The sequence below is a fragment of the Paracoccus sp. SSJ genome (genome assembly GCF_030234105.1).
GTDB classification, from domain to species: domain Bacteria; phylum Pseudomonadota; class Alphaproteobacteria; order Rhodobacterales; family Rhodobacteraceae; genus Paracoccus; species Paracoccus denitrificans.
Genome location: NZ_JASSPE010000015.1, coordinates 83111 through 105750, shown reverse-complemented (window position 1 = coordinate 105750; position 22640 = coordinate 83111). Strand labels below are relative to the sequence as shown.

The 22640-nt window shown below is 67.2% G+C and carries 20 protein-coding genes; 11 read left to right on the top strand and 9 right to left on the bottom strand.

The annotated features are described in order from the left end of the window. The first annotated feature begins 52 nt into the window (after window positions 1–52). Genes fzlA through QPR87_RS16260 form a run of 3 tightly spaced genes read left to right on the top strand, consistent with a single transcriptional unit; the run spans window position 53 to window position 2704 of the window. The gene (gene fzlA, locus QPR87_RS16270) at window positions 53–742 is read left to right on the top strand and encodes an FtsZ-binding protein FzlA (protein WP_041529955.1); all 690 of its coding nucleotides are present in this window, start codon (window positions 53–55) and stop codon (window positions 740–742) included. Continuing rightward, window positions 723–1766 (top strand): tRNA epoxyqueuosine(34) reductase QueG, encoded by a 1044-nt coding sequence (gene queG, locus QPR87_RS16265; RefSeq protein WP_285050380.1) that lies wholly within the window; start codon window positions 723–725, stop codon window positions 1764–1766. The genes fzlA and queG overlap by 20 nt, the downstream gene beginning before the upstream one ends. Continuing rightward, a complete protein-coding gene (locus QPR87_RS16260; protein WP_011748575.1) occupies window positions 1763–2704 on the top strand; it encodes a DMT family transporter in 942 nt (313 codons plus the stop codon). Before queG ends, QPR87_RS16260 begins: the two co-directional genes overlap by 4 nt. 12 nt (window positions 2705–2716) lie before the next feature. On the opposite strand, the gene QPR87_RS16255 is transcribed toward QPR87_RS16260, so the two are convergent. The 9 genes from QPR87_RS16255 to cysQ form a co-directional block, all read right to left on the bottom strand. Beyond that, complete coding sequence (locus QPR87_RS16255) at window positions 2717–4072, bottom strand: hypothetical protein (protein ID WP_285050377.1); 1356 nt, start codon at window positions 4070–4072, stop codon at window positions 2717–2719. Window positions 4073–4107: 35 nt separating this feature from the next. Beyond that, a complete protein-coding gene (locus tag QPR87_RS16250; RefSeq protein ID WP_285050376.1) occupies window positions 4108–5808 on the bottom strand; it encodes a DUF5927 domain-containing protein in 1701 nt (566 codons plus the stop codon). Further along, window positions 5805–6770, bottom strand: coding sequence for a glycosyltransferase family 2 protein (locus QPR87_RS16245; RefSeq protein WP_502921617.1), 966 nt, complete (start codon window positions 6768–6770; stop codon window positions 5805–5807). The genes QPR87_RS16250 and QPR87_RS16245 overlap by 4 nt, the downstream gene beginning before the upstream one ends. Window positions 6771–6857: 87 nt before the next feature. Continuing rightward, window positions 6858–8096, bottom strand: a complete 1239-nt coding sequence (locus tag QPR87_RS16240; RefSeq protein WP_285050373.1) for a glycosyltransferase family 4 protein — start codon at window positions 8094–8096, stop codon at window positions 6858–6860. Beyond that, window positions 8086–9084: a UDP-glucose 4-epimerase GalE gene (gene galE / locus QPR87_RS16235; RefSeq protein ID WP_230999365.1), complete on the bottom strand. Its 999-nt coding sequence runs from the start codon at window positions 9082–9084 to the stop codon at window positions 8086–8088. The genes QPR87_RS16240 and galE overlap by 11 nt, the downstream gene beginning before the upstream one ends. 5 nt (window positions 9085–9089) lie before the next feature. Then, on the bottom strand, window positions 9090–9980 hold the full coding sequence (locus QPR87_RS16230; RefSeq protein ID WP_011748581.1) for a UTP--glucose-1-phosphate uridylyltransferase: 891 nt from the start codon (window positions 9978–9980) through the stop codon (window positions 9090–9092). A 146-nt stretch (window positions 9981–10126) separates the two neighbouring features. Then, the gene (locus tag QPR87_RS16225; protein WP_285050371.1) at window positions 10127–11320 is read right to left on the bottom strand and encodes a glycosyltransferase family 2 protein; all 1194 of its coding nucleotides are present in this window, start codon (window positions 11318–11320) and stop codon (window positions 10127–10129) included. 14 nt (window positions 11321–11334) lie between these two features. Next, entirely contained in the window at window positions 11335–12135 is an 801-nt protein-coding gene (locus tag QPR87_RS16220) for a 3-deoxy-manno-octulosonate cytidylyltransferase (RefSeq protein ID WP_011748583.1), read from the bottom strand. A gap of 4 nt (window positions 12136–12139) precedes the next feature. After that, window positions 12140–12937, bottom strand: a complete 798-nt coding sequence (gene cysQ / locus QPR87_RS16215; RefSeq protein WP_285050370.1) for a 3'(2'),5'-bisphosphate nucleotidase CysQ — start codon at window positions 12935–12937, stop codon at window positions 12140–12142. A 141-nt stretch (window positions 12938–13078) separates the two neighbouring features. On the opposite strand from cysQ, the gene QPR87_RS16210 reads away from it, so the two are divergent. From QPR87_RS16210 to QPR87_RS16175, 8 genes are all read left to right on the top strand, one after another. Then, window positions 13079–13900, top strand: coding sequence for an ABC transporter permease (locus QPR87_RS16210; RefSeq protein WP_011748585.1), 822 nt, complete (start codon window positions 13079–13081; stop codon window positions 13898–13900). 257 nt (window positions 13901–14157) lie between these two features. Beyond that, window positions 14158–16080 (top strand): molecular chaperone DnaK, encoded by a 1923-nt coding sequence (dnaK, locus tag QPR87_RS16205; protein WP_285050369.1) that lies wholly within the window; start codon window positions 14158–14160, stop codon window positions 16078–16080. Window positions 16081–16161: 81 nt separating this feature from the next. Beyond that, window positions 16162–17316, top strand: coding sequence for a molecular chaperone DnaJ (gene dnaJ, locus QPR87_RS16200; RefSeq protein ID WP_011748587.1), 1155 nt, complete (start codon window positions 16162–16164; stop codon window positions 17314–17316). Between the two features lie 45 nt (window positions 17317–17361). Further along, a complete protein-coding gene (gene radC, locus QPR87_RS16195; RefSeq protein ID WP_285050366.1) occupies window positions 17362–18153 on the top strand; it encodes a RadC family protein in 792 nt (263 codons plus the stop codon). Window positions 18154–18335: 182 nt separating this feature from the next. Then, window positions 18336–18923 (top strand): ubiquinol-cytochrome c reductase iron-sulfur subunit, encoded by a 588-nt coding sequence (petA, locus tag QPR87_RS16190; RefSeq protein ID WP_104491673.1) that lies wholly within the window; start codon window positions 18336–18338, stop codon window positions 18921–18923. Between the two features lie 10 nt (window positions 18924–18933). Then, complete coding sequence (petB, locus tag QPR87_RS16185) at window positions 18934–20256, top strand: cytochrome b (protein ID WP_011748590.1); 1323 nt, start codon at window positions 18934–18936, stop codon at window positions 20254–20256. Between the two features lie 12 nt (window positions 20257–20268). After that, entirely contained in the window at window positions 20269–21606 is a 1338-nt protein-coding gene (locus QPR87_RS16180) for a cytochrome c1 (protein WP_285050363.1), read from the top strand. A 138-nt stretch (window positions 21607–21744) separates the two neighbouring features. Next, the gene (locus QPR87_RS16175; protein WP_230999368.1) at window positions 21745–22614 is read left to right on the top strand and encodes a ribokinase; all 870 of its coding nucleotides are present in this window, start codon (window positions 21745–21747) and stop codon (window positions 22612–22614) included. Window positions 22615–22640: the final 26 nt, after the last annotated feature.

Genomic DNA, 22640 nt, shown 5'->3' with positions numbered 1-22640 from the left:
GCGCCACGGGGCGTATCAACCGAAGACCCGAGAACGAACCGGTTTTCCCCTCATGAATACTTCCTCGCCCAGTTCCACGATTCGCCTTTACCATGTCGCCCTGTCGCCCTTTTGCCGCAAGGTCAGGCTGGTGCTGGCCGAAAAGCGGATCGAGGTCGAGCTGGTCGAGGACCGTTTCTGGGAGCCGGGCTCGGAAATCCTGCGCCGCAACCCGGCAGGCAAGCTGCCGGTCCTGCGCATGGAAGGCCGGCTGATGGCCGAAAGCCAGGCGATCTGCGAATACCTGGACGAAATCCAGCCCCAGCCCTCGCTGATGCCCGCCCTGCCGGCCGAGCGTTACGAGGTCCGCCGCCTCTGCGCCTGGTTCGACGACAAGTTCAACGCCGAGGTGACCCGGCCGGTGATGACCGAGCGGGTCTGGAAAAAGGTGATGCGCCTGGGCTACCCGGATTCGCGCACCGTCAAGGCGGGCCTCTCGGCGATCCGCTATCATCTCGACTACATGAAAAGCCTGCTGGAGCATCGCCGCTGGCTGGCGGGCGACGTGATGACGCTGGCCGATTTCACCGCCGCCGCGCATCTGTCCTGCCTCGATTACATCTCGGACGTGGACTGGACCTATTCGACCGAGGTTCAGGAATGGTATGCCAAGATCAAGTCGCGGCCCGCCTTCCGCAGCCTGCTGGCCGACCATCTGCCGGGCGTCCACCCGGCGCCGCATTATGCGCTCCTGGATTTCTGACCCCGCCGAGATCCGTTCGCGGCTGGAACAGCAGGCACGGGCCGAGGGTTTCTCGGCCCTTGGCATTTGCGCCCCCGACGCCGATCCGCAACTGCCCGAGCGGCTGGCCGCGTTCCTGGAACAGGGCCGCCACGGCCAGATGGGCTGGATGGCCGAGCGGGCGCATTGGCGCGCCTCGCCCGCGACCCTGTGGCCCGAGGCGCGCTCGGTCGTCATGCTGGCCGAGCTTTACACGCCGGAACACGACCCGATGGCGGTGCTGGACCACAAGGATCGCGGCGCGGTCAGCGTCTACGCGCAGGGCAAGGATTACCACGACCTGGTCAAGAAGCGGCTCAAGCGCCTTGGCGGCTGGCTGGTCGGGCTGACCGGCTGCGAGATCAAGGTCTTCGTCGATACCGCCCCGGTGATGGAGAAACCGCTGGCGCAGGCCGCCGGTCTGGGTTGGCAGGGCAAGCACACCAACCTGCTGTCGCGCGAACTGGGCAGCTGGTTCTTTCTGGGCGCGATCTTCACCACGCTGGACCTGCCGAAGGACGCACCCGAGCATTCGCATTGCGGTTCGTGCCGGGCCTGTCTCGACGCCTGCCCGACCGGGGCCTTTCCGGCACCCTATCAGCTGGACGCGCGGCGCTGCATCTCCTACCTGACCATCGAGCACAAGGGGCCGGTCGATCCCGAGCTGCGGCCGATGCTGGGCAACCGCATCTATGGCTGCGACGACTGCCTTGCCGCCTGCCCCTGGAACAAGTTCGCACAGGCGGCGACCGAGCTGCGCTATCACGGCCCCCACGGCGCGCCGGTGCTGGCGGAGCTTGCACAACTGGACGATACGGGTTTCCGCGAGCGTTTCTCGAGCAGTCCGATCAAGCGCATCGGCCGCGACCGCATGGTGCGCAATGTGCTTTACGCCATCGGCAATTCGGGGCTTGCACATCTGCGCCCGCTGGCCGAAGCATTGCGGCAGGACCCCGACCCGGGCGTCGCCGATGCGGCGCAATGGGCATGCGAGCGATTGCCATGATCCATACGCCTCCAAGCCCGCTGCGCGGCATCCTGCTGAAATGCCTCAGCGTGCTGGTGTTCACCATCATGGCCTCGATCGTCAAGGCGACCGCCGAGGGCGGGCTGGGCGTGCCGCCGGGCCAGCAGGTCTTTTTCCGCTCGCTTTTCGCCATTCCGGTCATCCTGGTCTGGCTGGCATTCCGGCACGAACTGGGCGTAGGGCTGAAGACCTTTCGCCCGATGGGGCATTTCTATCGCGGCGTGATCGGCACCGCCGCCATGGGGCTGGGCTTCTGGGCCCTGGCGCTGCTACCTTTCCCCGAGGTCACGGCCATCGGCTATGCCGCGCCGCTGCTGACGGTGATCTTCGCCGCCATGTTCCTGGGCGAGGACGTGCGGCTGTTCCGCCTGTCCATGGTGGTGCTGGGGCTGGTCGGCGTGGTGATCGTGCTGTCCCCGCGCCTGAGCTTCGGCGCCGAAATGGGCTACAAGGAAAGCCTGGGGGCCATGGTCACGCTGTCGGGTGCCGCCTGCACGGCGCTGGCGCAGATCTTCGTGCGCAAGCTGGTGCAGGAGGAGCGCACCTCGGCCATCGTGTTCTGGTTCTCGGTCACCTCGACGCTGCTGGGGCTGCTGACGGTGCCTTTCGGCTGGGTGATGCCCGATGCCGAAACCGCGGCGCTGCTGGTCACCATCGGGCTTCTGGGCGGGCTGGGGCAGATCCTGCTGACCTCGGCCTATCGCTATGCCGATGCCTCGCTGGTGGCGCCCTTCGAATATGCCTCGATGCTGCTGGCGCTGCTGATCGGCTGGTTCATCTTCGACGAGGCGCCGACCCTGGTCATGCTGATCGGCGCGGCGCTGGTCATCACCGCCGGCATCCTGATCATCTGGCGCGAGCGGCAGCTGGGGCTGGAGCGCAACCGCCAGCGCAAGGCCATGACCCCGCAGGGTTAGGGCGCGGCTGGCTTAGGGCTGCCCGGCAAAGCCGAAGGCGACGTAGTCGCGCAGGTAAGCCTTTTTCGCCGCACCGCACAGTTCCTGATCGTCCAGAAAGTCCGGGAAGGCATCCGGGCCGGGAAAGGCCGCGGGCTTCCCGATTTCCGCACTGGCCGCAAGCCAGGACAGATCGCGCGGCAGGTCCGCCTCGCGCAGCACCATGTCGGGTGAACCGATGCGGGCAAAGCCGGCCAGCACCTCGGATTGGCTGGCCCAGCCCGGATAGGTCGGCAGCGTGGTCTGGCCGTTCAGGTTGCGGCGCAGGAAATCGAGGAAGGCCGCGAACAATTCGGCCTTGCGACCCAGGTCCAGCGCGGCCAGTTCCTGATCCGGCGGCAGGGGCACGCGATGGATCTGGCGCATCAGATCGCGCAATTCAGCATTCCTGCCCCCGATCAGCGATTCGAACGCCGCCCAGGCACGCAGAAGCGGGTGGCGCAGCACGGTAAAGCTGCGGTGGCCGACATGCTGGCGCTTCCATTGCCGAAGGCTGTTCTGGTTGAAATCCCCCGCGACCGCGCCCATCCGCCGCAGCCAGCCAGAGACCCTGCCGGTCGGGCCGCCCTTGATCGGCATGAAGATCAGCCCCCTGCCCGCCTCGGATCCCAGGAACGAGGGCACGGCCGGTCCCCTGCGCGGCTCGAAATTGGGAATACGGCGCAGCATGAACGGATCGAGGCGGGCCAGTTCGGCCTCCATCTCGTCGAAGTTCTCGACCTTCTCGGACAGCTCGCGCGGGTTCTGCGGCACCTGGTCGCTGGCCGGCTCGACCCATTTCAGGTCGGTGCGGCCCAGCCAGTGCAGCAGGCCGGTCATCACCCCGGCATCGCGCAGGTCTTCATAGCCCAGCCAGAAGGCGGCCTGGCCGGTCAGCTGCAAACGGTGCATGACCTTGAGCTGGAATTCCTCGATCTCTCCCACCGTCTGCCGGAACTCGGCACCATCGAAGCACACGGCGGCGGGGATCGGCGTCTCGGTCTCGTTCAGCTTCCACTGGTTGGTGGTCCGGGCCAGCGCGGTCGAGACATAGCTGTCCACCGGGTTGCGGGTCAGGATGATCTTGGCGCAGGCGCGATCCTCCATGATGGCATCGAAGACGCGCGGATCGTGGTCGTGGAAATAGCGAAACCCCGGCAGGTGGTTCGGCTTGTCGAAGATGGCGGCCAGCAGCCGGTGCGGATCGGCATCGCGCTCGGCCATGGTGATGCCCTTGAGCTCGTCCTTATCGGGCCAGCCCATCATGTAGGGGTTGAAGGCCTCGCCGAAGCAGGTGACGCGCTTGATGGCATTCAGCGTCGCCTCCAGCAGGTTCGAGCCGGTGCGCATCTCGGCGAAGATGACGAAGCTGCGGAAAGGCTAGGTCATGGCGCGGGGTATCCTTGGAGGGTCGGCGTATCGGGATCGAAGCGGGGGGCGGTCAGATCGCCCATGAGCTGCGGGCGCAGCCCGGCATTGCGCAGCCTTTGCAGGAACCGGTCCATGCCGGCGATCTCGCGTATCGGCGGCAAGTCGGCCGCGGCCGCGGGGTCGCCACCCAGCCCTTGCAGGATGCTGCCCAGCACGACCGAGGGCCGGGCACAGAAATCGCCCAGATCCCAGACCTGCACCTGCGCCTTGAGCCAGACCGAATTCAGCACATCCATCTGCGCCAGTTCGGTGCGTTGCAGGATGGCGGCGGCGCTGCGAATGTCGTCAAAGGGCATGTCGGAATGCAGAAGCGGCACCGCCCAGGCGCCGGTGACGACGAAGATGCGCGCATTGGGGTCGGTAGCGAGAAACCAGTTCATCTCCTGCATGTCGCGCGGGCTGAACTGCCAGACCTGCATGCGCCGGGCGATGCGGATCAGGTTGGCCAGAAAGCCGCGCGGGTCCAGGTCGCGCAACGCGGCGCTGTCCGACAGCGCCCCCGGCCCGATCGGCGAGCGGCCGGCGAATTCCACGCCATCCACCGCGAAAAGATGGCCATGCACATCGGCATCGATCCGGTCGGCCAGCCAGGTCTCGAATCCCGGCAGCAGGTCGGCAAAGCCCTGGAGCACGGCATAGGGTGCCGCGGTCTTGCCGTTCTCGCGGTCCTTCAGCGGAAAGCGGCTTTGCATGTAAAGCCCGGCCCGGCCAAGCCGGCGGCGTGCCACCGCCTGCCCGACGATGCGGTCCACCCTCCCCGGGCGCGGCTCGGCGGCCGGGGCGGCGGTGGGGTCGCCTTGCGGGAAATGCCGGTAAAGCCGGGCCGCGCCGCGCCAGATCTTGCGGGCGACGAAGCAGCGCGATTGCTGCAAAAGCTCCAGGTGGTCGTCATAGAAGATATAGGGCTTGCCCTGGTCATCGAACTTGGCCAGCGTCAGCGACCGGCTTTCGATATTCGGCGAATGGCGCCGGGCGAGGGTCTGGAAATAGCTTTCGTCCGGGATCCAGACCCGGCTGAAATAGCGTTCGAACTCGGCCCGGCGCGGATCGGCCAGGATGGCGGCAAGCGTGGACCGCGTCAGGCACCACCATTGCGAGCCCAGATGCGGCACCAGCCCTTGCGGAATGCGGCGGCTGAGCTTCAGCCGGCGCTGCAAGGCGACATAGCGGTCGAACAGCTTGCGCCGGCGCCGGAACGAGAACGGAAAACGCAGGGTAAAACGCTCTTCGTTCAGCCCGCCGACGGTCCAGCCCACATCCCCGGCCGTGACGCTTTCGATGAAATCGCAGCCCGGATGCCGAGCCAGATAGGCGCAAAGATCCCGCACCGGCCGCAAGGGCAGGCAGGCACCCGAGACGACCAGCACATGCGTCACATCGCCGAAGTGGTCCAGCAGCAGCGCGGCCGCGTCCTGCGTGGCGCGCACCAGGCTGAAGGTGCCCCATTCGCAGGGATGGCGCGGGCTGAACAGCACCTGCGGCAGGTCGGCCAGCCCGGCACGCATGGCCCGGACGGCATCCGCCGACACCTTGGCATCGACATGGACCGAAACCGCGGCCCCGCCCTCGGCCCAGACGCGCGCCATGCCGGCGGCGATGGGCAGTTCCTCGTGGCACAGCATGACCACGCCCAGCCTGACCGGCGCGTCGCTCATGCCCAGTTCCCCTTGGAGATCAGGCCCAGATCCTCGAGCTGGCGCCAATCGCGCAATGCGCAGGATTGCTCGCACCAGAAATCCGGGTCGTCCCGCAGCCCGGCATGATAGGCCAGATATTCCTGGCTGTCGGCGTAATGCTGGCGCCGGGTCAGTTCCTCGGCGGATTTCTCGGCAAAGGTGGACAGGAACTTGGCATGCAGCAGGCAGCCCGACGCCTTTTCGCCGCCGTCCTGGTCATAGACCAGGTTCAACGAACGCGGCAGCAGCATATGGGTCGAACTGACATAGGCCATCCCCCGCCGCCAGCGAACCAGCGGGATCTTGTTCAGCGCCGGCGCGCTTTCGGGGTCGTCGGCGAAAAAGGCCCGGGCCCGAGGCCCGCCCTGGACCCACAGGTTGCCGTATTCGCCGTTCTTGCGGATGACGTAATTGGCTGGGTCGAACCAGCGCGCGATCTGGAAGGGGTCCTGCCCGGCGCGATAGGGCTGCGCGACCAGCGAGCCCCTGGGATACATGCCCAGGAGCATGGCCGAGAACGAGCGGATGTTGCTGGCGTCCAGCCAGTCGGTCAGCGCCTGCAAGGGCCGCGTGTCGTGATGCGGATAGACCAGGAATTCGTCGGGATCGACCGTCAGGCACCAATGCCCCGCACCATGGCGGTGCAAGAGCCAGTTCAGCCAGTCCATGCCAAAGCGCGCAGCCTTGTAGCTGGTATGGGCCAGCCAGACCGAAACGTCCTCTTGCCCGCTCAGATAGTCGCGCCCGCCGTCGTCCGAGCCGTTGTCGACCACCAGGAAATGCCGGATGCCCATCGCCCGGTAATAGTCCAGGAACCAGGGCAGGCGCAGGGCCTCGTTGCGCATGGTCGCGAACAGCAGGATATCGCCCGGGTTGATCCGCCCGGTGCGGTCCCGGACCGGGCGCAGCTGGCGGCCACGCCGCAATGCGCGCGCCAACAGCCATTGACGGCGGGCACGAAGCGTCAGCTTTCGCCGGAGAGACCTGAACGGGCGCGGCACGGGAACATCTTTACCTTTTACAAGGCGTCACATAGCCGTAACGGGCGGGTGGTGCAATGTCTGGCTCAACCCTGCGTAGAACGCCGCGAAATGCGTTTCCCAATCCGGCACCGCCAGCGCCGGCAGCCGCAAGGCCGGCGCATCGGCCAGCCGCGCCACCGCGGCCGCCCAGTCGGCCGGCGCATCGGGGGAAAGCCAGGTCGCGTAATCGCCCAGCATCTCGCGCGCGGCCGGCAGGGGCGTGGCAAGGACCGGGATGCCGCGGCCCGCCGCCTCGGTCAGCGGCAGGCCGAAGCCCTCGGCCCGGCTGGGCATCAGCAGCGCGTGGCTGCGACCGATCAGCGCGGCCACCGCGCCGTCGTCCAGATCGGACAGCTCGCGCACCGGCCCGCCGGACGGCAGGCGGTCGAGCCGGGCAAAGACCTCGCGGTTCTCCCAGCCGCGGCGACCGATGATGAACAGTTGCGGCGGATCGGGCCGGCGCTCCAGCATCTGCCAAGCCTCCAGCAGCAGGGCATGGTTCTTGCGCGGCTCGATGGTGCCGAGGGTGACGAAGAACGGGCGCGACAGGTCCAGGCCGGGGGGCAGCCCGGCGGCGTCGGGCGCGGCCAGACGGGTGCCGATGGGTGCGGCCACGACCGGCGCCCCGTCCGGCAGCCCCAGCCGCTCGCGCCAGCGCAGCACATCGGCGCGGGTGGCCTGCGAGACGGTCAGGATCAGCTCGGCCTGTTCCAGCGCGGCGGCAAGGCGGGCGCGGAACTTCTCCGCCTGCCCGGCGCGGGTAAATTCGGGATGGTCCAGCGGGATCGTGTCATGGATCAGTACCGCCCGCGGCAGGGGACGCAGGTTCCGCAACAGGCCCGGTTGCAGATTGGCGTGGCCGACATTCAGATAGGCGGCCTGCCCCAGATGCGCCTGCGCGGCGCGGCCAAGCCCCCGCCCTTCGCGGCCGGTCCGTGCCAGCGCCATGCGGCGCAGCGCGGCCTCGGCCCGCGCGGGCAGGGTGTGCCGCCCGCGCAGCCGGTCCAGCAGATCGGGCGGCGGCAGGTCGTCCAGCGCACCGCCCAGCCAGCGCAGGATCGCCGCCCCGGCCCGGGGCGGCAGCAGCAACTGGCCGCGCCGCACCCGACAGAGCAGCAGATGCGGCCGGTCCTGCAAATGGGCCAGCCATTCCGCCTCGACCCGGTCGATGCCCGTCGCCGGACCACCGCCGAGCCGCGAGATCAGCCGCGAGACATCCAGCAGGACCGCCGGATCAGGCCTCATATCCGCCGTTCTGGTGCCAGCGCCAGGCGTCGCCGATCATCTGCGGCAGGGTCGAGCGCGCCGGGTTCCAGCCCAGGACCGAGATCGCCTTCTCGCTGCCCGAGACCAGCTTGACCGCATCGCCACCGCGGCGCGGCCCCTCGGTCAGCGGCACCGGGCGGTTGGTGACGTGGCGGGAATGGTCGATCACCTCGCGCACCGAAAAACCGTTGCCGGTGCCAAGGCAAAACACCTCGTGTCCGCCCTCGGCCACCTTGCCGTCCAGCAGGTATCGCAGCCCCAGCACATGCGCATCGACCAGGTCCATCACATGCACATAGTCGCGGATGCAGGTGCCGTCCGGCGTCGGGTAATCCGTGCCGTGGATGGTCAGCGCCGGGCGCTTGCCGTCGATGGCATCGAGGATCAGCGGGATCAGGTGCGTCTCGGGCTGGTGGAACTCGCCCACCTCGGCCTCGGGGTCGGCACCGGCCACGTTGAAATAGCGAAAGATCACCGAGCGCAGCCCGTCGGAGGCGCCGAAATCCTTCAGCATGTCCTCGATCGCGCGCTTGGAGGCGCCATAGGCGTTCAGCGGCGTCTGCGCGGTCGCCTCATCCAGCACCACCCCGTCATGGTCGCCATAGGTGGCACAGGTCGAGCTGAAGACGAAGTTCCCGACCCCCGCCGCCAGCGTGGCCTCGATCAGGTTCAGCGAGGCGCCGACATTGCCCCGCCAATACTTGCCCGGCTCGCGCATCGCCTCGCCCACCTGGCTCAGCGCGGCGAAATGCATCACGGCGACGGGCTTGTGCCTGGCAAAGACCTCGTCCAGCCGGGCGCGGTCCAGCAGGTCGCCCTGCTCGAAGGGGCCGAACCGCACCGCCTGCCGCCAGCCGGTGCACAGATTGTCATAGGTGACGGGCTCGAAACCCGCCGCGCGCAATGCCTTGCAGGCATGCGAGCCGATATAGCCCGCGCCACCCGTCACCAGAACCTTGTCGGTCATGCCGCTTATTCCGCCGCCTTGCGCATCGCCTGGAGGTCGGAAAGATAGTCCGCGAACTCGTCCTTGAGATCATCGCGCGCCAGCCCGAAGGCCACGGTCGCCTGCAGGAAGCCCGCCTTGGAGCCGCAGTCGAACCGCTGGCCGCGGAAGCGCAGCCCGAACACGTCGCGACCCTCGGCGATCTCGTCGGCGATGGCGTCGGTCAGCTGGATCTCGCCGCCCGAGCCCTGCTTGAGCTTGTTGAGGTTGTTCAGCACCGAGGGGGCCAGGATATAGCGGCCGATCACCGCCAGGTTCGAGGGCGGGTTCTCCTTGGGCTTCTCGACCATGCCGCGGGCACGGACGATGGCGCCCATGTCCTCGGCCACGTCCAGCACGCCGTAGGCCCTGGTCTTGTCGAGCGGCACTTCCATGGTGGCGACCATGCTGCCGCCGGTTTCGTTATAGGCCTCGACCATCTGCTGAAGGCAGGGCGGCTCGCCCATGATGACGTCGTCGGTCAGGATGACGGCAAAGGGCTCGTCCCCCACCAGGCGACGGGCGCACCAGACGGCATGGCCGAGGCCAAGCGCCTTGTGCTGGCGGACATAGGCGATGGCGCCCGAATCCATGTTGGTCGAGCGCAGGATCTCCAGAAGCTCGGTCTTGCCGGATTTCTTCAGGCTCGATTCCAGCTCGTGGGCGTGGTCGAAGTAATCCTCCAGCGCCCCCTTGCCGCGCGAGGTGACGAAGATGAATTCCTCGATTCCCGCGGCGCGCGCCTCGTCGATGGCGTATTGGATCAGCGGGCGATCCACCAAGGTCATGATTTCCTTGGGAATGCTTTTGGTGGCGGGTAGAAAGCGGGTGCCCAGTCCAGCCACGGGAAAGATGGCCTTGGTGACTTTGCGAGTCATGAAGTCTGTCTCCTGATTTCTGCGCCGTCGCAGGATATTATCCCTTTTTGCCGGCGCCTGCGCAACAAGCGCCTGACCGGCCCAGTCGTTCCTTCGAAATGCCAAAGTGATTCAAATTCTAGACTTAATGGCAATAATCCGCTGGTTCATCTCCGCCGTCCAGGCAAATTTCCCCGTTCGCGCAGAATGCGCGCATTCCTGCCCAGGAATACCACAGGCGAATCGCCGGGTTGCGAGGCGCCCCAGAGCCCGCCGCATTGCTCCCACCAGCCGCCGGCCGTCAGGGTCAGCCGGTGCGGCAGGAAACTGGGGGTCAGCAGCAGCAGCGCCGCCGGCCGCCCCTCGGCCACGGCCCGCGCCGCGCCGGCGCGCAAGGCGGGCGCCTGCCAGTGCCAGCCGCCCAGAAACAGCGGCTCCCCGGTCGCCGCCGCGCGCGGCATGGGCCGGAACGGCGGAGGAGGAGACCGGCTCCAGAGCGGCGGCGCGGGCGCCGGTCCCCGCCCCTCGGCCAGGCCCCGCTCCAGCGTCGCAAGGATCGGGGCGATGGCAAAGGGATCGAGCCGACCGGCCACCATATGGCGCAAGAGCCTCCGGCGCTGGCTGGCGCGCAGCCAGCCCGCATCGCCGCCGTGCCGTGCGGCAAAGATCGCGGCCGACCGGCCGATGACGGTCAGATCGCCGGGCACGCCCGCCTCGCCCCGACCGGCGCCGGGGGCCGCGCCATGGATCACCTCGGCCTCCGGCACCACTGCCGTCAGCCCCTGCGGAAAGCGCGCCGCCATGCGCAGGTTCACGTCGCTTTCGTCCAGGTAATAGGCAAACGCCGGATCGAAGCCGCCGATGGCCAGCAGCGCCTCGCGACAAAAGCCGCAATTCGTGCCGATGGTGCTGACCGGACTGCCCTTTTCGGGGGCCAGCAGCGTGGTTTCGGCAATATTCAGCGGCAAGGTCCGGCCCGAGCGCGTGATCCGCTCGGCCCGGACCTGCCAGCGCAGCCCGTCCGGGCCGCGGGTGAAGCCGGCTGCGGCAAGGACGCGCGGATCGGCCAGGGGCGCGGCCAGCGCCGCAGCCCAGCCCGGCGCGGCAAGCGCATCGTCGTCGATGAACAGCACCACCTCGCCCGCCGCCAGCGCCAGCCCCTCGTTGCGCGCCGCCGAGACATTGGCGCGGTCGAAGGCCAGCCGCTTCAGCGGCAGGTCCGGGCGGATGCCGGCCGAGGCGGGATCGGCCACCAGCACGATCTCGAAATCGGGATGGGTCTGGGCGGCCAGCGCGGTCAGGCAACGGGCCAGAGCCTGCGGCCGATGGCGCGAGATGACGACGATGCTGGTCGAAGGCATCCCGCTCGGGGGCATCAGGCGATGCCCATGCGACTCATCATCGCCTCCAGCTTGGGCACGTCCGAGGGGTTGTTCAGCTCCCAGAACTCGCGGCCCTTCGCCTCGACCTCGACGCAAAGGATGCGGCGGCCGCGCTCCAGGAAACGCAATTGCTCCAGCCCCTCCAGCACCTCCAGCCGGCCCTCGCCCCAGGCCGGATATTCGGCCAGCGCCGCGGGGCGATAGGCATAGACGCCGACATGGTGAAACACCGGCGTCGGCTCGCTGGGGCCGAAATCGGCGCCGGCATAGGGGATGACCTCCTTGGAGAAATACAGCGCCCGGCGGTCGTGCCCGAAGACGGCGGTGGTGCCGCCGACCCGGCCGGCCACCCGATCGGAGATCAGTTCCGAGCGCATGGCCCCCGAGCAGCGCAGCACCGGCGTCGCCACATCGGCGCCCGGATCGGCACGCAGCCCGGCGACCAGCTCCTCGACGAACCAGGTCGGAGTCAGCGGTGCGTCCCCTTGCAGGTTCACCACGATCTCGGGCGAAAGCCCCAGGCTGGCCACCGCCTCGGCGCAGCGTTCGGTGCCGTTTCGGGCCGCGGTCGAGGTCATGGCGACCTCGGCCCCGAAGCCGGCGGCATGGTCGCGGATGCGCTCGTCGTCGGTGGCGACGATCACCCGGTCGATGCCCTGGACCGCCCGCGCCGCCTCCCAGCTGCGGCGGATCAGGGTCTGTCCGGTGCCGGTCGCACCGCGCAGCTCGACCAGCGGCTTGCCGGGATAGCGCGTCGAGGCGTGGCGCGCGGGAATGACGATAACGACGGACATCGGATCAATCCTTGACCAGCAGCACGCCCGGGGCGAAGGCGATGAAGAACGGGTTCTCGAATCCCGGCTTGCCATAGGCCAGGGCGGCATGGTCGTCGAAACGCACCACCTCGCCCCCCGCGCCGCGCAGCACGGCGTCGCCGGCGGCGGTGTCCCATTCCATGGTGCGGCCCAGCCGCGGGTAGAGATCGGCCTCGCCCGTCGCCACCAGGCAGAATTTCAGCGAGCTGCCCGCCGAGGTCATGTCGCGCACGCCGTAGCGGGCGATATAGGCGTCGGTCGCCGCGTCGCGATGCGATTTCGAGGCGACGACCATCAACGCCCGGTTGTCGGGCATCGAATTGACGCCGATGGGCGTGACCTCGCCCGGCTCTTCGCCGAAGGGGCCCTTTTCCTCGACCGAGCCGCCCTGCGCGGTGGTGTAGAACAGCCGCCCCTTGGCCGGGGCATAGACCACGCCCAGCCGCGGCACGCCGTTCTCGACATAGGCGATGTTGACGGTGAAGTCGCCGCGGCGCTGCACGAATTCCTTGGTGCCGTCCAGCGGATCGACGATCAGAAAGGTCGACAGGCTTTGGCCGTGGGTCTCGGCCTGTTCCTCGGTCACCAGCGGGATGTCGGGGAATGCAGCGCGCAGCCCGGTCGAAATCAGCGCATCGGCGGCCTCGTCGACCTCGGTCACGGGCGAGGCGTCGGCCTTCGCGCGCACGTCGAAATCCTCGGCGCCGTAGATCTTCATGATCTCGTCGCCGGCGCGCAGGGCGAGACGTCGCATTTCGGCAATCATTCGATCGAATTGCATCGTTTTTCCTTTCCGATCCGCAGCCTCGGGGATGCGGCGGCGATTGAATACCGCTGTCGGCTTCCTTATGATGCCGCGAACCGCGCAGGGCAAGCGCCCCGCTGAGCCGCAACAGAAACCCCAGGTGGAACCGAACCGCCGATGTTCACCCAGCGCCGCAGCCGCAACCTGCTCGAAGCCGCGTTCACCACGCTGTCGCTGATCTATCATGTCACGGTCAACAACCTGCGCAAGGGCCAGCGCAATGCCGTGGTCGGGCTGATCATGACGGTCACGCAGGCCATCGTCATGATCACGGGCTTCTACCTGATCTTCGCCATGATGGGGGTCCGGCATGCGCCGATCCGGGGCGACTACATCGTCTATATCATGTCCGGCATCTTCATGTTCATGGCCCATTCCCAGGCCATCGGCGCGGTGGCCTCGGCGGGCAGTCCCAACAACCAGATGATGAAGCACGGGCCGATGAACACCGCGGTGATGATCACGGCCGCGGCGCTCGCCTCGCTCTACAAGCAGACCTTCTCCAGCATCGTGGTGCTGACCGGCTATCACTACCTGATCCAGCCGATCCAGATCGACAACCCGCTGGGCTGCTATGCCATGCTGCTGCTTTCCTGGTTCGCGGGGTGCTGCATCGGGCTGATCTTCCTGTCGCTCCGGCCCTGGTGGCCGCAGGGCATCCAGGTGCTGACGCAGTTCTACCAGCGCATCAACATGGTGTTTTCGGGCAAGATGTTCGTGGCGAACCTGATGCCCAGCGCGTTGCTGCACATGTTCTCGTGGAACCCGCTGTTCCATGTCATCGACCAGACGCGCGGCTTTGCCTTCATCAACTACTCGCCGCGCAACTCGTCGCTGGACTATCCGCTCTATGCCACGCTGACGCTGCTGATGATCGGGCTGATGGCGGAATTCGTGACCCGCCGGACGGTCTCGATCAGCTGGTCGGCCGGCCGCTGATGCCGCGCCCCGCCCCGCATCTGCCGTGCCTTCGCGCCGGGCCTTGCCCGGCCGCGCGCCGGCGCCCCGACCGCAGGCGCCGACGGCATGTTTTCTGCCGTCCGGCCAGCTTGCAGCCCGCCAGACCCCTTCCTATATAGGCCCATGAAGTGCGAAGGGCCCCTGAACAGGGTTCCCCTCGCTCAATCCAGGGATCGGGCTTCGGGGGCCGTTTAAGGACCCAAGGCCCAGAATATCGCCGCAAGAAAGGTTATTGCATGTCCAAAGTCATCGGCATCGACCTCGGAACCACCAACAGCTGCGTCGCCATCATGGACGGCAGCCAGCCCAAGGTCATCGAGAACTCGGAAGGTGCGCGCACCACGCCCTCGATCGTCGCCTTCACCGACAGCGAACGTCTGGTCGGCCAGCCCGCGAAGCGCCAGGCGGTCACCAACCCGTCGAACACGGTCTTTGCCGTCAAGCGCCTGATCGGCCGCCGCACCACCGACGCGGAAGTCGAGAAGGACAAGAAGCTCGTCCCCTATGCCATCGTCGACGGCGGCAATGGCGACGCCTGGGTCGAGGTGCGCGGCGACAAGTATTCGCCCAGCCAGATTTCCGCCTTCATCCTGCAGAAGATGAAGGAAACCGCAGAATCCTACCTGGGCGAGCCGGTCACCCAGGCGGTGATCACGGTTCCCGCCTATTTCAACGACGCCCAGCGCCAGGCCACCAAGGATGCCGGCAAGATCGCCGGGCTGGAAGTCCTGCGCATCATCAACGAGCCGACCGCGGCCGCGCTGGCCTATGGCCTCGACAAGAAGGACAGCAAGACCATCGCGGTCTATGACCTCGGCGGCGGCACCTTCGACATCACCATCCTGGAAATCGACGACGGGCTTTTCGAAGTCAAATCCACCAACGGGGACACGTTCCTGGGCGGTGAGGACTTCGACATGCGCATCGTCAACTACCTGGCCGACGAGTTCAAAAAGGAACACGGCGTCGACCTGACCAAGGACAAGATGGCGCTCCAGCGCCTCAAGGAAGCCGCCGAGAAGGCCAAGATCGAGCTGTCGAGCTCCAGCCAGACCGAGATCAACCAGCCGTTCATCTCGATGGACAAGGATTCGGGCACGCCGCTGCACATGGTCATGAAGCTGACCCGTGCCAAGCTGGAAAGCCTGGTCGGCGACCTGATCAAGCGCACGATGAAGCCGGTGCAGGACGCGCTGAAGGATGCCGGCATGTCCAAGGGCGACATCGACGAGATCGTGCTGGTCGGCGGCATGACCCGCATGCCGAAAGTGGTCGAGGAAGTGACCGCCTTCTTCGGCAAGGAACCGCACAAGGGCGTGAATCCCGACGAGGTCGTGGCGCTTGGCGCCGCCATCCAGGCCGGCGTGCTGCAAGGCGACGTCAAGGACGTGGTGTTGCTGGACGTGACGCCGCTGTCGCTGGGCATCGAGACGCTGGGCGGCGTGTTCACCCGGCTGATCGACCGCAACACCACCATCCCGACCAAGAAGTCGCAGATCTTCTCGACCGCCGAGGACAACCAGAACGCCGTGACCATCCGGGTCTTCCAGGGTGAGCGCGAGATGGCGGCCGACAACAAGCTGTTGGGCCAGTTCAACCTGGAAAACATCCCGCCGGCACCGCGCGGCATGCCGCAGATCGAGGTGACCTTCGACATCGACGCGAACGGCATCGTCAGCGTCAGCGCCAAGGACAAGGGCACTGGCAAGGAGCAGAAGATCACCATCCAGGCCTCGGGCGGCCTTTCGGATGACGAGATCGACCGCATGGTCAAGGACGCCGAAGCCAATGCCGAGGCCGACAAGCAGCGCAAGGAGCTGGTCGAGGCCAAGAACCAGGCCGAAAGCCTGATCCACACCACCAAGAAGTCGCTGGAAGAGCATGGCGACAAGGTGGACGGCTCGACCGTCGAGGCGATCGAACTGGCCGTCGGCGCGCTGGAAGAGGCCCTCAAGTCCGAGGATGCCGGCAAGATCAAGGGCGGCATCCAGAACCTGATGGACGCCTCGATGAAGCTGGGCGAGGCCATCTACAAGGCCAGCCAGGCCGAAGCCGGCACCGGCGAGGCCGAGGGCGAGGGCGAGGCCGGACCGCGCGACGTGGATGACGAGATCGTCGATGCCGATTTCGAGGATCTCGGCGAAGACAAGCGCAAGTAAGCGCGATGCGAACCATCCGGCCGGCCCGATGCAGACCCGCACGGGCCGGCCATTTCTTGAAAGACCCCGGACTCGAACGACATGGCGAAACGTGACTATTACGAGGTGCTGGGCGTTGCACGGGGCGCCTCGGCCGACGAGATCAAGAAGGCCTACCGCGCCAAGGCAAAGCAGTTGCACCCCGACCGCAACAAGGATTGCAAGGTGTCCGAAGCCGCGTTCAAGGAAGTGAACGAGGCTTACGAGTGCCTGAAGGACGACCAGAAGAAGGCCGCCTATGACCGCTTCGGCCATGCCGCCTTCGAGAACGGCGGCGGCGGTTTCGGCCGGGGCAACGGCCATGGCGATTTCGGCTCGGCCTTCGCCGACGTGTTCGAGGACCTGTTCGGCGACATGATGGGCCGCCGCGCCGGTGGCGGCGGGCGTTCTCGTGCCAGCCGCGGCCAGGATCTGCGCTACAATCTGCGCGTCTCGCTGGAAGAAGCCTATAACGGCGCGCAAAAGACCATCAACGTTCCCGGTTCGGTCGCCTGCGCCGCCTGCAACGGCACCGGCGCCGAGGGCGCGGTCGAGCCCGCCACCTGCCCCACCTGTTCGGGCATGGGCAAGGTCCGGGCGACGCAGGGCTTCTTCACCGTCGAGCGCACCTGCCCGACCTGCAGCGGCCATGGCCAGATCGTCAAGAATCCCTGCCAGGAATGCCGTGGCGCCGGACGCGTCCAGAAAGAGCGCACGCTGTCGGTGAACATTCCCGCCGGGGTCGAGACCGGCACCCGCATCCGCTTGGCGGGCGAGGGCGATGCCGGGATGCGCGGCGGTCCGGCGGGCGACCTCTACATCTTCATCGAGGTCAGGGAACATCCGATCTTCATGCGCGACGGCCGGATGCTGGCCTGCCAGGTTCCGGTCAGCATGACCACCGCCGCGCTCGGCGGCGAGATCGAGGTGCCGACCATCGACGGCGGCCGCTCGCGCGTCAAGGTGCCGCCGGGCACGCAATCGGGCAAGCAGTTGCGGCTGCGCGGCAAGGGCATGCCGCCCCTGCGCCACGGGCCGGGGCTGAACGGCGAAGCCGGCGACATGCTGATCGAGCTGGCGGTCGAGACGCCGGTGAACCTGACCGCGCGCCAGAAAGAGCTTTTGCGCGAGTTCGAGGCCATCAATGCCGACAACAACCCGCAGACCCAGGGCTTTTTCCAGAAGATCAAGGGGTTCTGGGACGAAATGAAGGGCTGATCGGGCGTTAACCGCCTGTTCACCCCTCCATGCCAGTCTGGCGGCATGGAACCGAATCGCGCCTTTCACGAAGCACCATTGCCGCTTTTCGCCCCCGCGCCAGGCTCTGCGGGGGATGAAGCTCCGCTCGCCGGGGCCGCCTCCGTTGCGTGCGGCACACGCCCGCCCAGCTATATCGCCGATCACCGTGCCCGGCTGCGGGAACGCTTCATGCAGGGCGGCGCGGCGGCCATGCCCGATTACGAACTCCTGGAGCTGGTGCTGTTCCGCGCCATCCCGCGCCAGGACGTGAAGCCCCTGGCACGCCGGCTGCTCGATCGTTTCGGGGATTTCAACCGCGTGCTTTCCGCCCCGCCCGCCCGGCTGGCCGAGGTTTCGGGCGTCGGCCCCGCCGTCCTGCAAGAGCTGAAGATCGTCGAGGCGGCGGCACAACGGCTCGCCCGGTCGCGCGTCATGCATCGCCCGGTGCTGACCAGTTGGGACGCGCTGCTGGACTATTGCCACACCGCCATGGCGCATGGCGAGATCGAACAGTTCCGGGTGCTCTATCTCGACCGCAAGAACGTGCTGATCGCGGATGAGGAACAGGCGCGCGGCACCGTCGATCACGTCCCGGTCTATCCGCGCGAGATCATGCGCCGGGCGCTGGAACTGTCCGCCAGCGCGCTGATTCTGGTGCACAACCACCCTTCGGGCGACCCGACCCCCTCGCAGGCCGACATCGGCATGACGAACCGCATCGTCGCGGCGGCCGAGGTGATGGGAATCGCGGTCCACGACCACCTGATCATCGGCAGGTCGCGCGAACTCAGCTTTCGCAGCGAAGGACTGCTTTAGCGCAAACACGCGGAAAGGCGCCTGTTCCCGCGCAACCAAAATCCCACACCTGCGGCGATTTGCGGCGCCGCCGGACACCGGGGCCGCTGGACTGACGGGGATTTGATCGCTAGAACCGCGCGGCGAGGGCTTGTGCAAAACACGGCCCGTTCCGTCGTATCGCCCCGAATTCCGGGGCATAAATGGAGATCAAACCCGTGTCCCACGCAGACGAACACGCAGGCGATCACGGCGCCACCCGGAGGGACTTCCTCTACTACGCGACGGCCGGTGCCGGCACCGTCGCGGCCGGGGCCGCCGCCTGGACCCTTGTCAACCAGATGAACCCCTCGGCCGATGTCCAGGCGCTTGCCTCGATCCAGGTCGATGTCAGCGGCGTCGAGACCGGCACCCAGCTGACGGTGAAATGGCTCGGCAAGCCCGTGTTCATCCGTCGCCGCACCGAGGACGAGATCCAGGCCGGCCGTGAGGTCGATCTGGGCCAGTTGATCGACCGGAGCGCCCAGAACCCCAACAAGCCCGACGCACCCGCCACCGACGAAAACCGCACGATGGACGAGGCAGGCGAGTGGCTGGTGATGATCGGCGTCTGCACCCATCTGGGCTGCGTGCCGATCGGCGACGGCGCCGGCGATTTCGGCGGCTGGTTCTGCCCGTGCCACGGGTCGCATTACGACACCTCGGGCCGCATCCGCAGGGGGCCGGCGCCGCAGAACCTGCATATCCCCGTCGCCGAATTCCTCGACGACACCACCATCAAGCTGGGCTGAGGAGGCGCACATGGCCGGAATTCCCCACGACCATTACGAGCCCAAGACGGGCTTCGAGCGCTGGCTGCATCGCCGCCTGCCCATCGTCAGCCTGGTCTACGACACCCTGATGATCCCCACCCCCAAGAACCTCAACTGGTGGTGGATCTGGGGCATCGTGCTGGCCTTCTGCCTGGTGCTGCAAATCGCGACCGGCATCGTGCTGGTGATGCATTATACGCCGCATGTCGACCTGGCCTTCGCCTCGGTCGAGCATATCATGCGCGACGTGAACGGCGGCTACATGCTGCGCTACCTGCATGCGAACGGCGCCTCGCTGTTCTTCCTCGCCGTCTATATCCACATCTTCCGCGGCCTCTATTACGGCTCCTACAAGGCCCCGCGCGAGGTGACCTGGATCGTCGGCATGCTGATCTATCTGATGATGATGGGCACCGCCTTCATGGGCTATGTGCTGCCCTGGGGCCAGATGTCCTTCTGGGGCGCCACGGTGATCACCGGCCTCTTCGGCGCGATCCCGGGCGTCGGCGAAGCGATCCAGACCTGGCTGCTGGGCGGCCCGGCGGTGGACAACCCCACGCTCAACCGCTTCTTCTCGCTGCATTACCTGCTGCCCTTCGTCATCGCGGCGCTGGTAGTGGTCCATATCTGGGCCTTCCACACCACCGGCAACAACAACCCGACCGGCGTCGAGGTCCGTCGCGGCTCGAAGGAAGAGGCGAAGAAGGACACCCTGCCCTTCTGGCCCTATTTCGTGATCAAGGATCTGTTCGCGCTGGCCGTTGTGCTGGTCGTGTTCTTCGCCATCGTCGGCTTCATGCCGAACTATCTGGGCCATCCCGACAACTATATCGAGGCGAACCCGCTGGTGACGCCCGCGCATATCGTGCCGGAATGGTATTTCCTGCCCTTCTACGCCATCCTGCGCGCCTTCACCGCCGATGTCTGGGTGGTGATGCTGGTCAACTGGCTGTCCTTCGGCATCATCGACGCCAAGTTCTTCGGCGTGATCGCGATGTTCGGCGCCATCCTGGTCATGGCCCTGGTGCCGTGGCTTGACACCTCGCGCGTACGCTCGGGCCAGTATCGCCCGCTGTTCAAGTGGTGGTTCTGGCTGCTGGCGGTGGACTTCGTGGTCCTGATGTGGGTGGGCGCCATGCCGGCCGAGGGGATCTATCCCTATATCGCGCTGGCCGGCTCGGCCTATTGGTTCGCCTATTTCCTCATCATCCTGCCGCTGCTGGGCATCATCGAAAAACCCGATGCGATGCCGCAGACCATCGAGGAAGACTTCAATGCCCATTACGGGCCTGAAACCCATCCTGCCGAGTAAGGAGAGGCAACAATGACCCTGAGAAACGCATCGCTCACGGCTGTTGCGGCCCTGACCGTTGCCCTGGCAGGCGGCGCCGTGGCACAGGACGCAAGCACCGCGCCCGGCACGACGGCTCCTGCGGGCTCGAGCTATCATACGAACGAGGCCGCTCCCGCGGCTGCCGACACGGCACCGGCGGCGGAAGCCGCGGACGAGCCGGCAGCGGAAGAGGCCGAGGCCGGGGAAGCCGAGGCAACGGAAGAACCGGCCGCCACGGAAACGCCGGCCGAAGAGCCGGCAGCGGACGAGCCGGCGGCAACCGAGGAACCGGACGCCGAAGCCGAGCCCGCTGCCGAGGAAGCGCAAGCGACCACGGAAGAGGCCCCGGCCGAGGAGCCGGCTGCCGAGGAACCGGCAGCGGAAGAACCCGCGGAAGAGCCGGCCGCAGACGCTCCTGCCGAGGAAGCCCCGGCCGAGCCCGAAGCAGCTGCCGAGGAACCGGCCGCCGAAGAGCCGGAAGCGACCGAGGAGGAAGCCCCCGCAGAGGAGGCCGCCGCCGAGGAAGCTCCCGCCGAGGAAGTCGTCGAAGACGAAGCCGCTGCCGATCATGGCGACGCGGCCGCTCAAGAGGCAGGCGACAGCCATGCCGCCGCGCATATCGAGGACATCTCGTTCAGCTTCGAGGGGCCCTTCGGCAAGTTCGACCAGCATCAGCTGCAGCGCGGCTTGCAGGTCTATACCGAGGTCTGCTCGGCCTGCCACGGCCTGCGCTATGTGCCGCTGCGCACCCTTGCCGACGAGGGCGGCCCGCAGCTGCCCGAGGATCAGGTCCGCGCCTATGCCGCGAACTTCGACATCACCGACCCGGAAACCGAAGAGGATCGCCCGCGCGTTCCGACCGACCACTTCCCCACCGTCAGCGGTGAGGGGATGGGACCGGACCTGTCGCTGATGGCCAAGGCGCGCGCCGGGTTCCACGGCCCTTACGGCACCGGCCTTTCGCAGCTGTTCAACGGCATCGGCGGCCCGGAATACATCCATGCCGTCCTGACCGGCTATGACGGCGAGGAAAAGGAAGAAGCAGGCGCGGTGCTTTACCACAACGCCGCCTTCGCCGGGAACTGGATCCAGATGGCGGCGCCCCTCAGCGACGACCAGGTCACCTATGAGGATGGCACCCCGGCGACCGTCGACCAGATGGCGACCGACGTGGCCGCCTTCCTGATGTGGACCGCCGAGCCCAAGATGATGGATCGCAAGCAGGTCGGCTTCGTCTCGGTGATCTTCCTGATCGTGCTTGCAGCGCTGCTCTACCTGACCAACAAGAAGCTGTGGCAGCCGATCAAGCATCCGCGCAAGCCGGAATGATCGTCCGGTCCTGATCCTGAAACGCGCCCTCCGGGGCGCGTTTTTCTTTGCCGGGTCGCGCTTTCGCCCTGCCCGATATGGACAAGCCGCCCGCGCGCCGTTCAGATGGCCCGGTGCGACGTTGGCAAGGGGCTGGACATGACGATCTACAATCTCGGCTCGATCAACATCGATCACGTCTATCGCCTGCCCGCCCTGCCCCGCCCGGGCGAGACGCTGCACGCGCAATCCTATGCCCAGGGGCTGGGCGGCAAGGGTGCCAACCAGTCGGTCGCCGCCGCCCGAGCCGGGGCCGATGTCGTCCATCTGGGCGCCATGGCCGCGAGCGACGGCTGGGTGCTTGGGCGGCTTGCCGAGGCGGGTGTCCAGACCTCGGCCATCGCCCGCCTGCCGGACATCGCCACCGGCCATGCGATCATCCTGGTCGATACCGCGGGCGAGAACTCGATCGTGCTGCATGGCGGCGCCAATCTCGCCCTGCCGGCGACCCTGGCCAGCGGCATCGGCTTTGGCCCGGACGACATCCTGCTGATGCAGAACGAAACTAACCTGCAGGCCGAAACCGCCGCGCTGGCCCGTCGGGCGGGCGCGCGGGTGATCTATTCCGCCGCCCCCTTCAGCATCGCGGCGCTGCGCGAGGTTTTGCCGCATGTTTCGATCCTGTCGGTGAACGAGATCGAGGCCCGCGACACCTTCGCCGCCTTCGGCGAGGATCTGCCCGTCGAGGGCCTGCTGGTCACCCGCGGCGCCGAGGGGGCCGAATTCCGCGACCTGCGCGGCGGACAGGCCTGGCACCAGCCGGCCTTTGCGGTAGAGGCGGTGGATACGACCGGCGCCGGGGATTGCTTTACCGGCTGGTTCGCCGCAGGGCTGGCACGGGGCGAGAACCCGCCGACCGCCCTGCGCCATGCAGCCGCCGCAGCGGCGCTGCAGGTCACCCGCAGGGGCGCCGGCGATGCCATGCCCGACCGCACCGAGGTCCTCGCTTTTCTGAAAGCCCGCGGCTGAGAGCTTGCCCGCAGCCCCGCATCTGC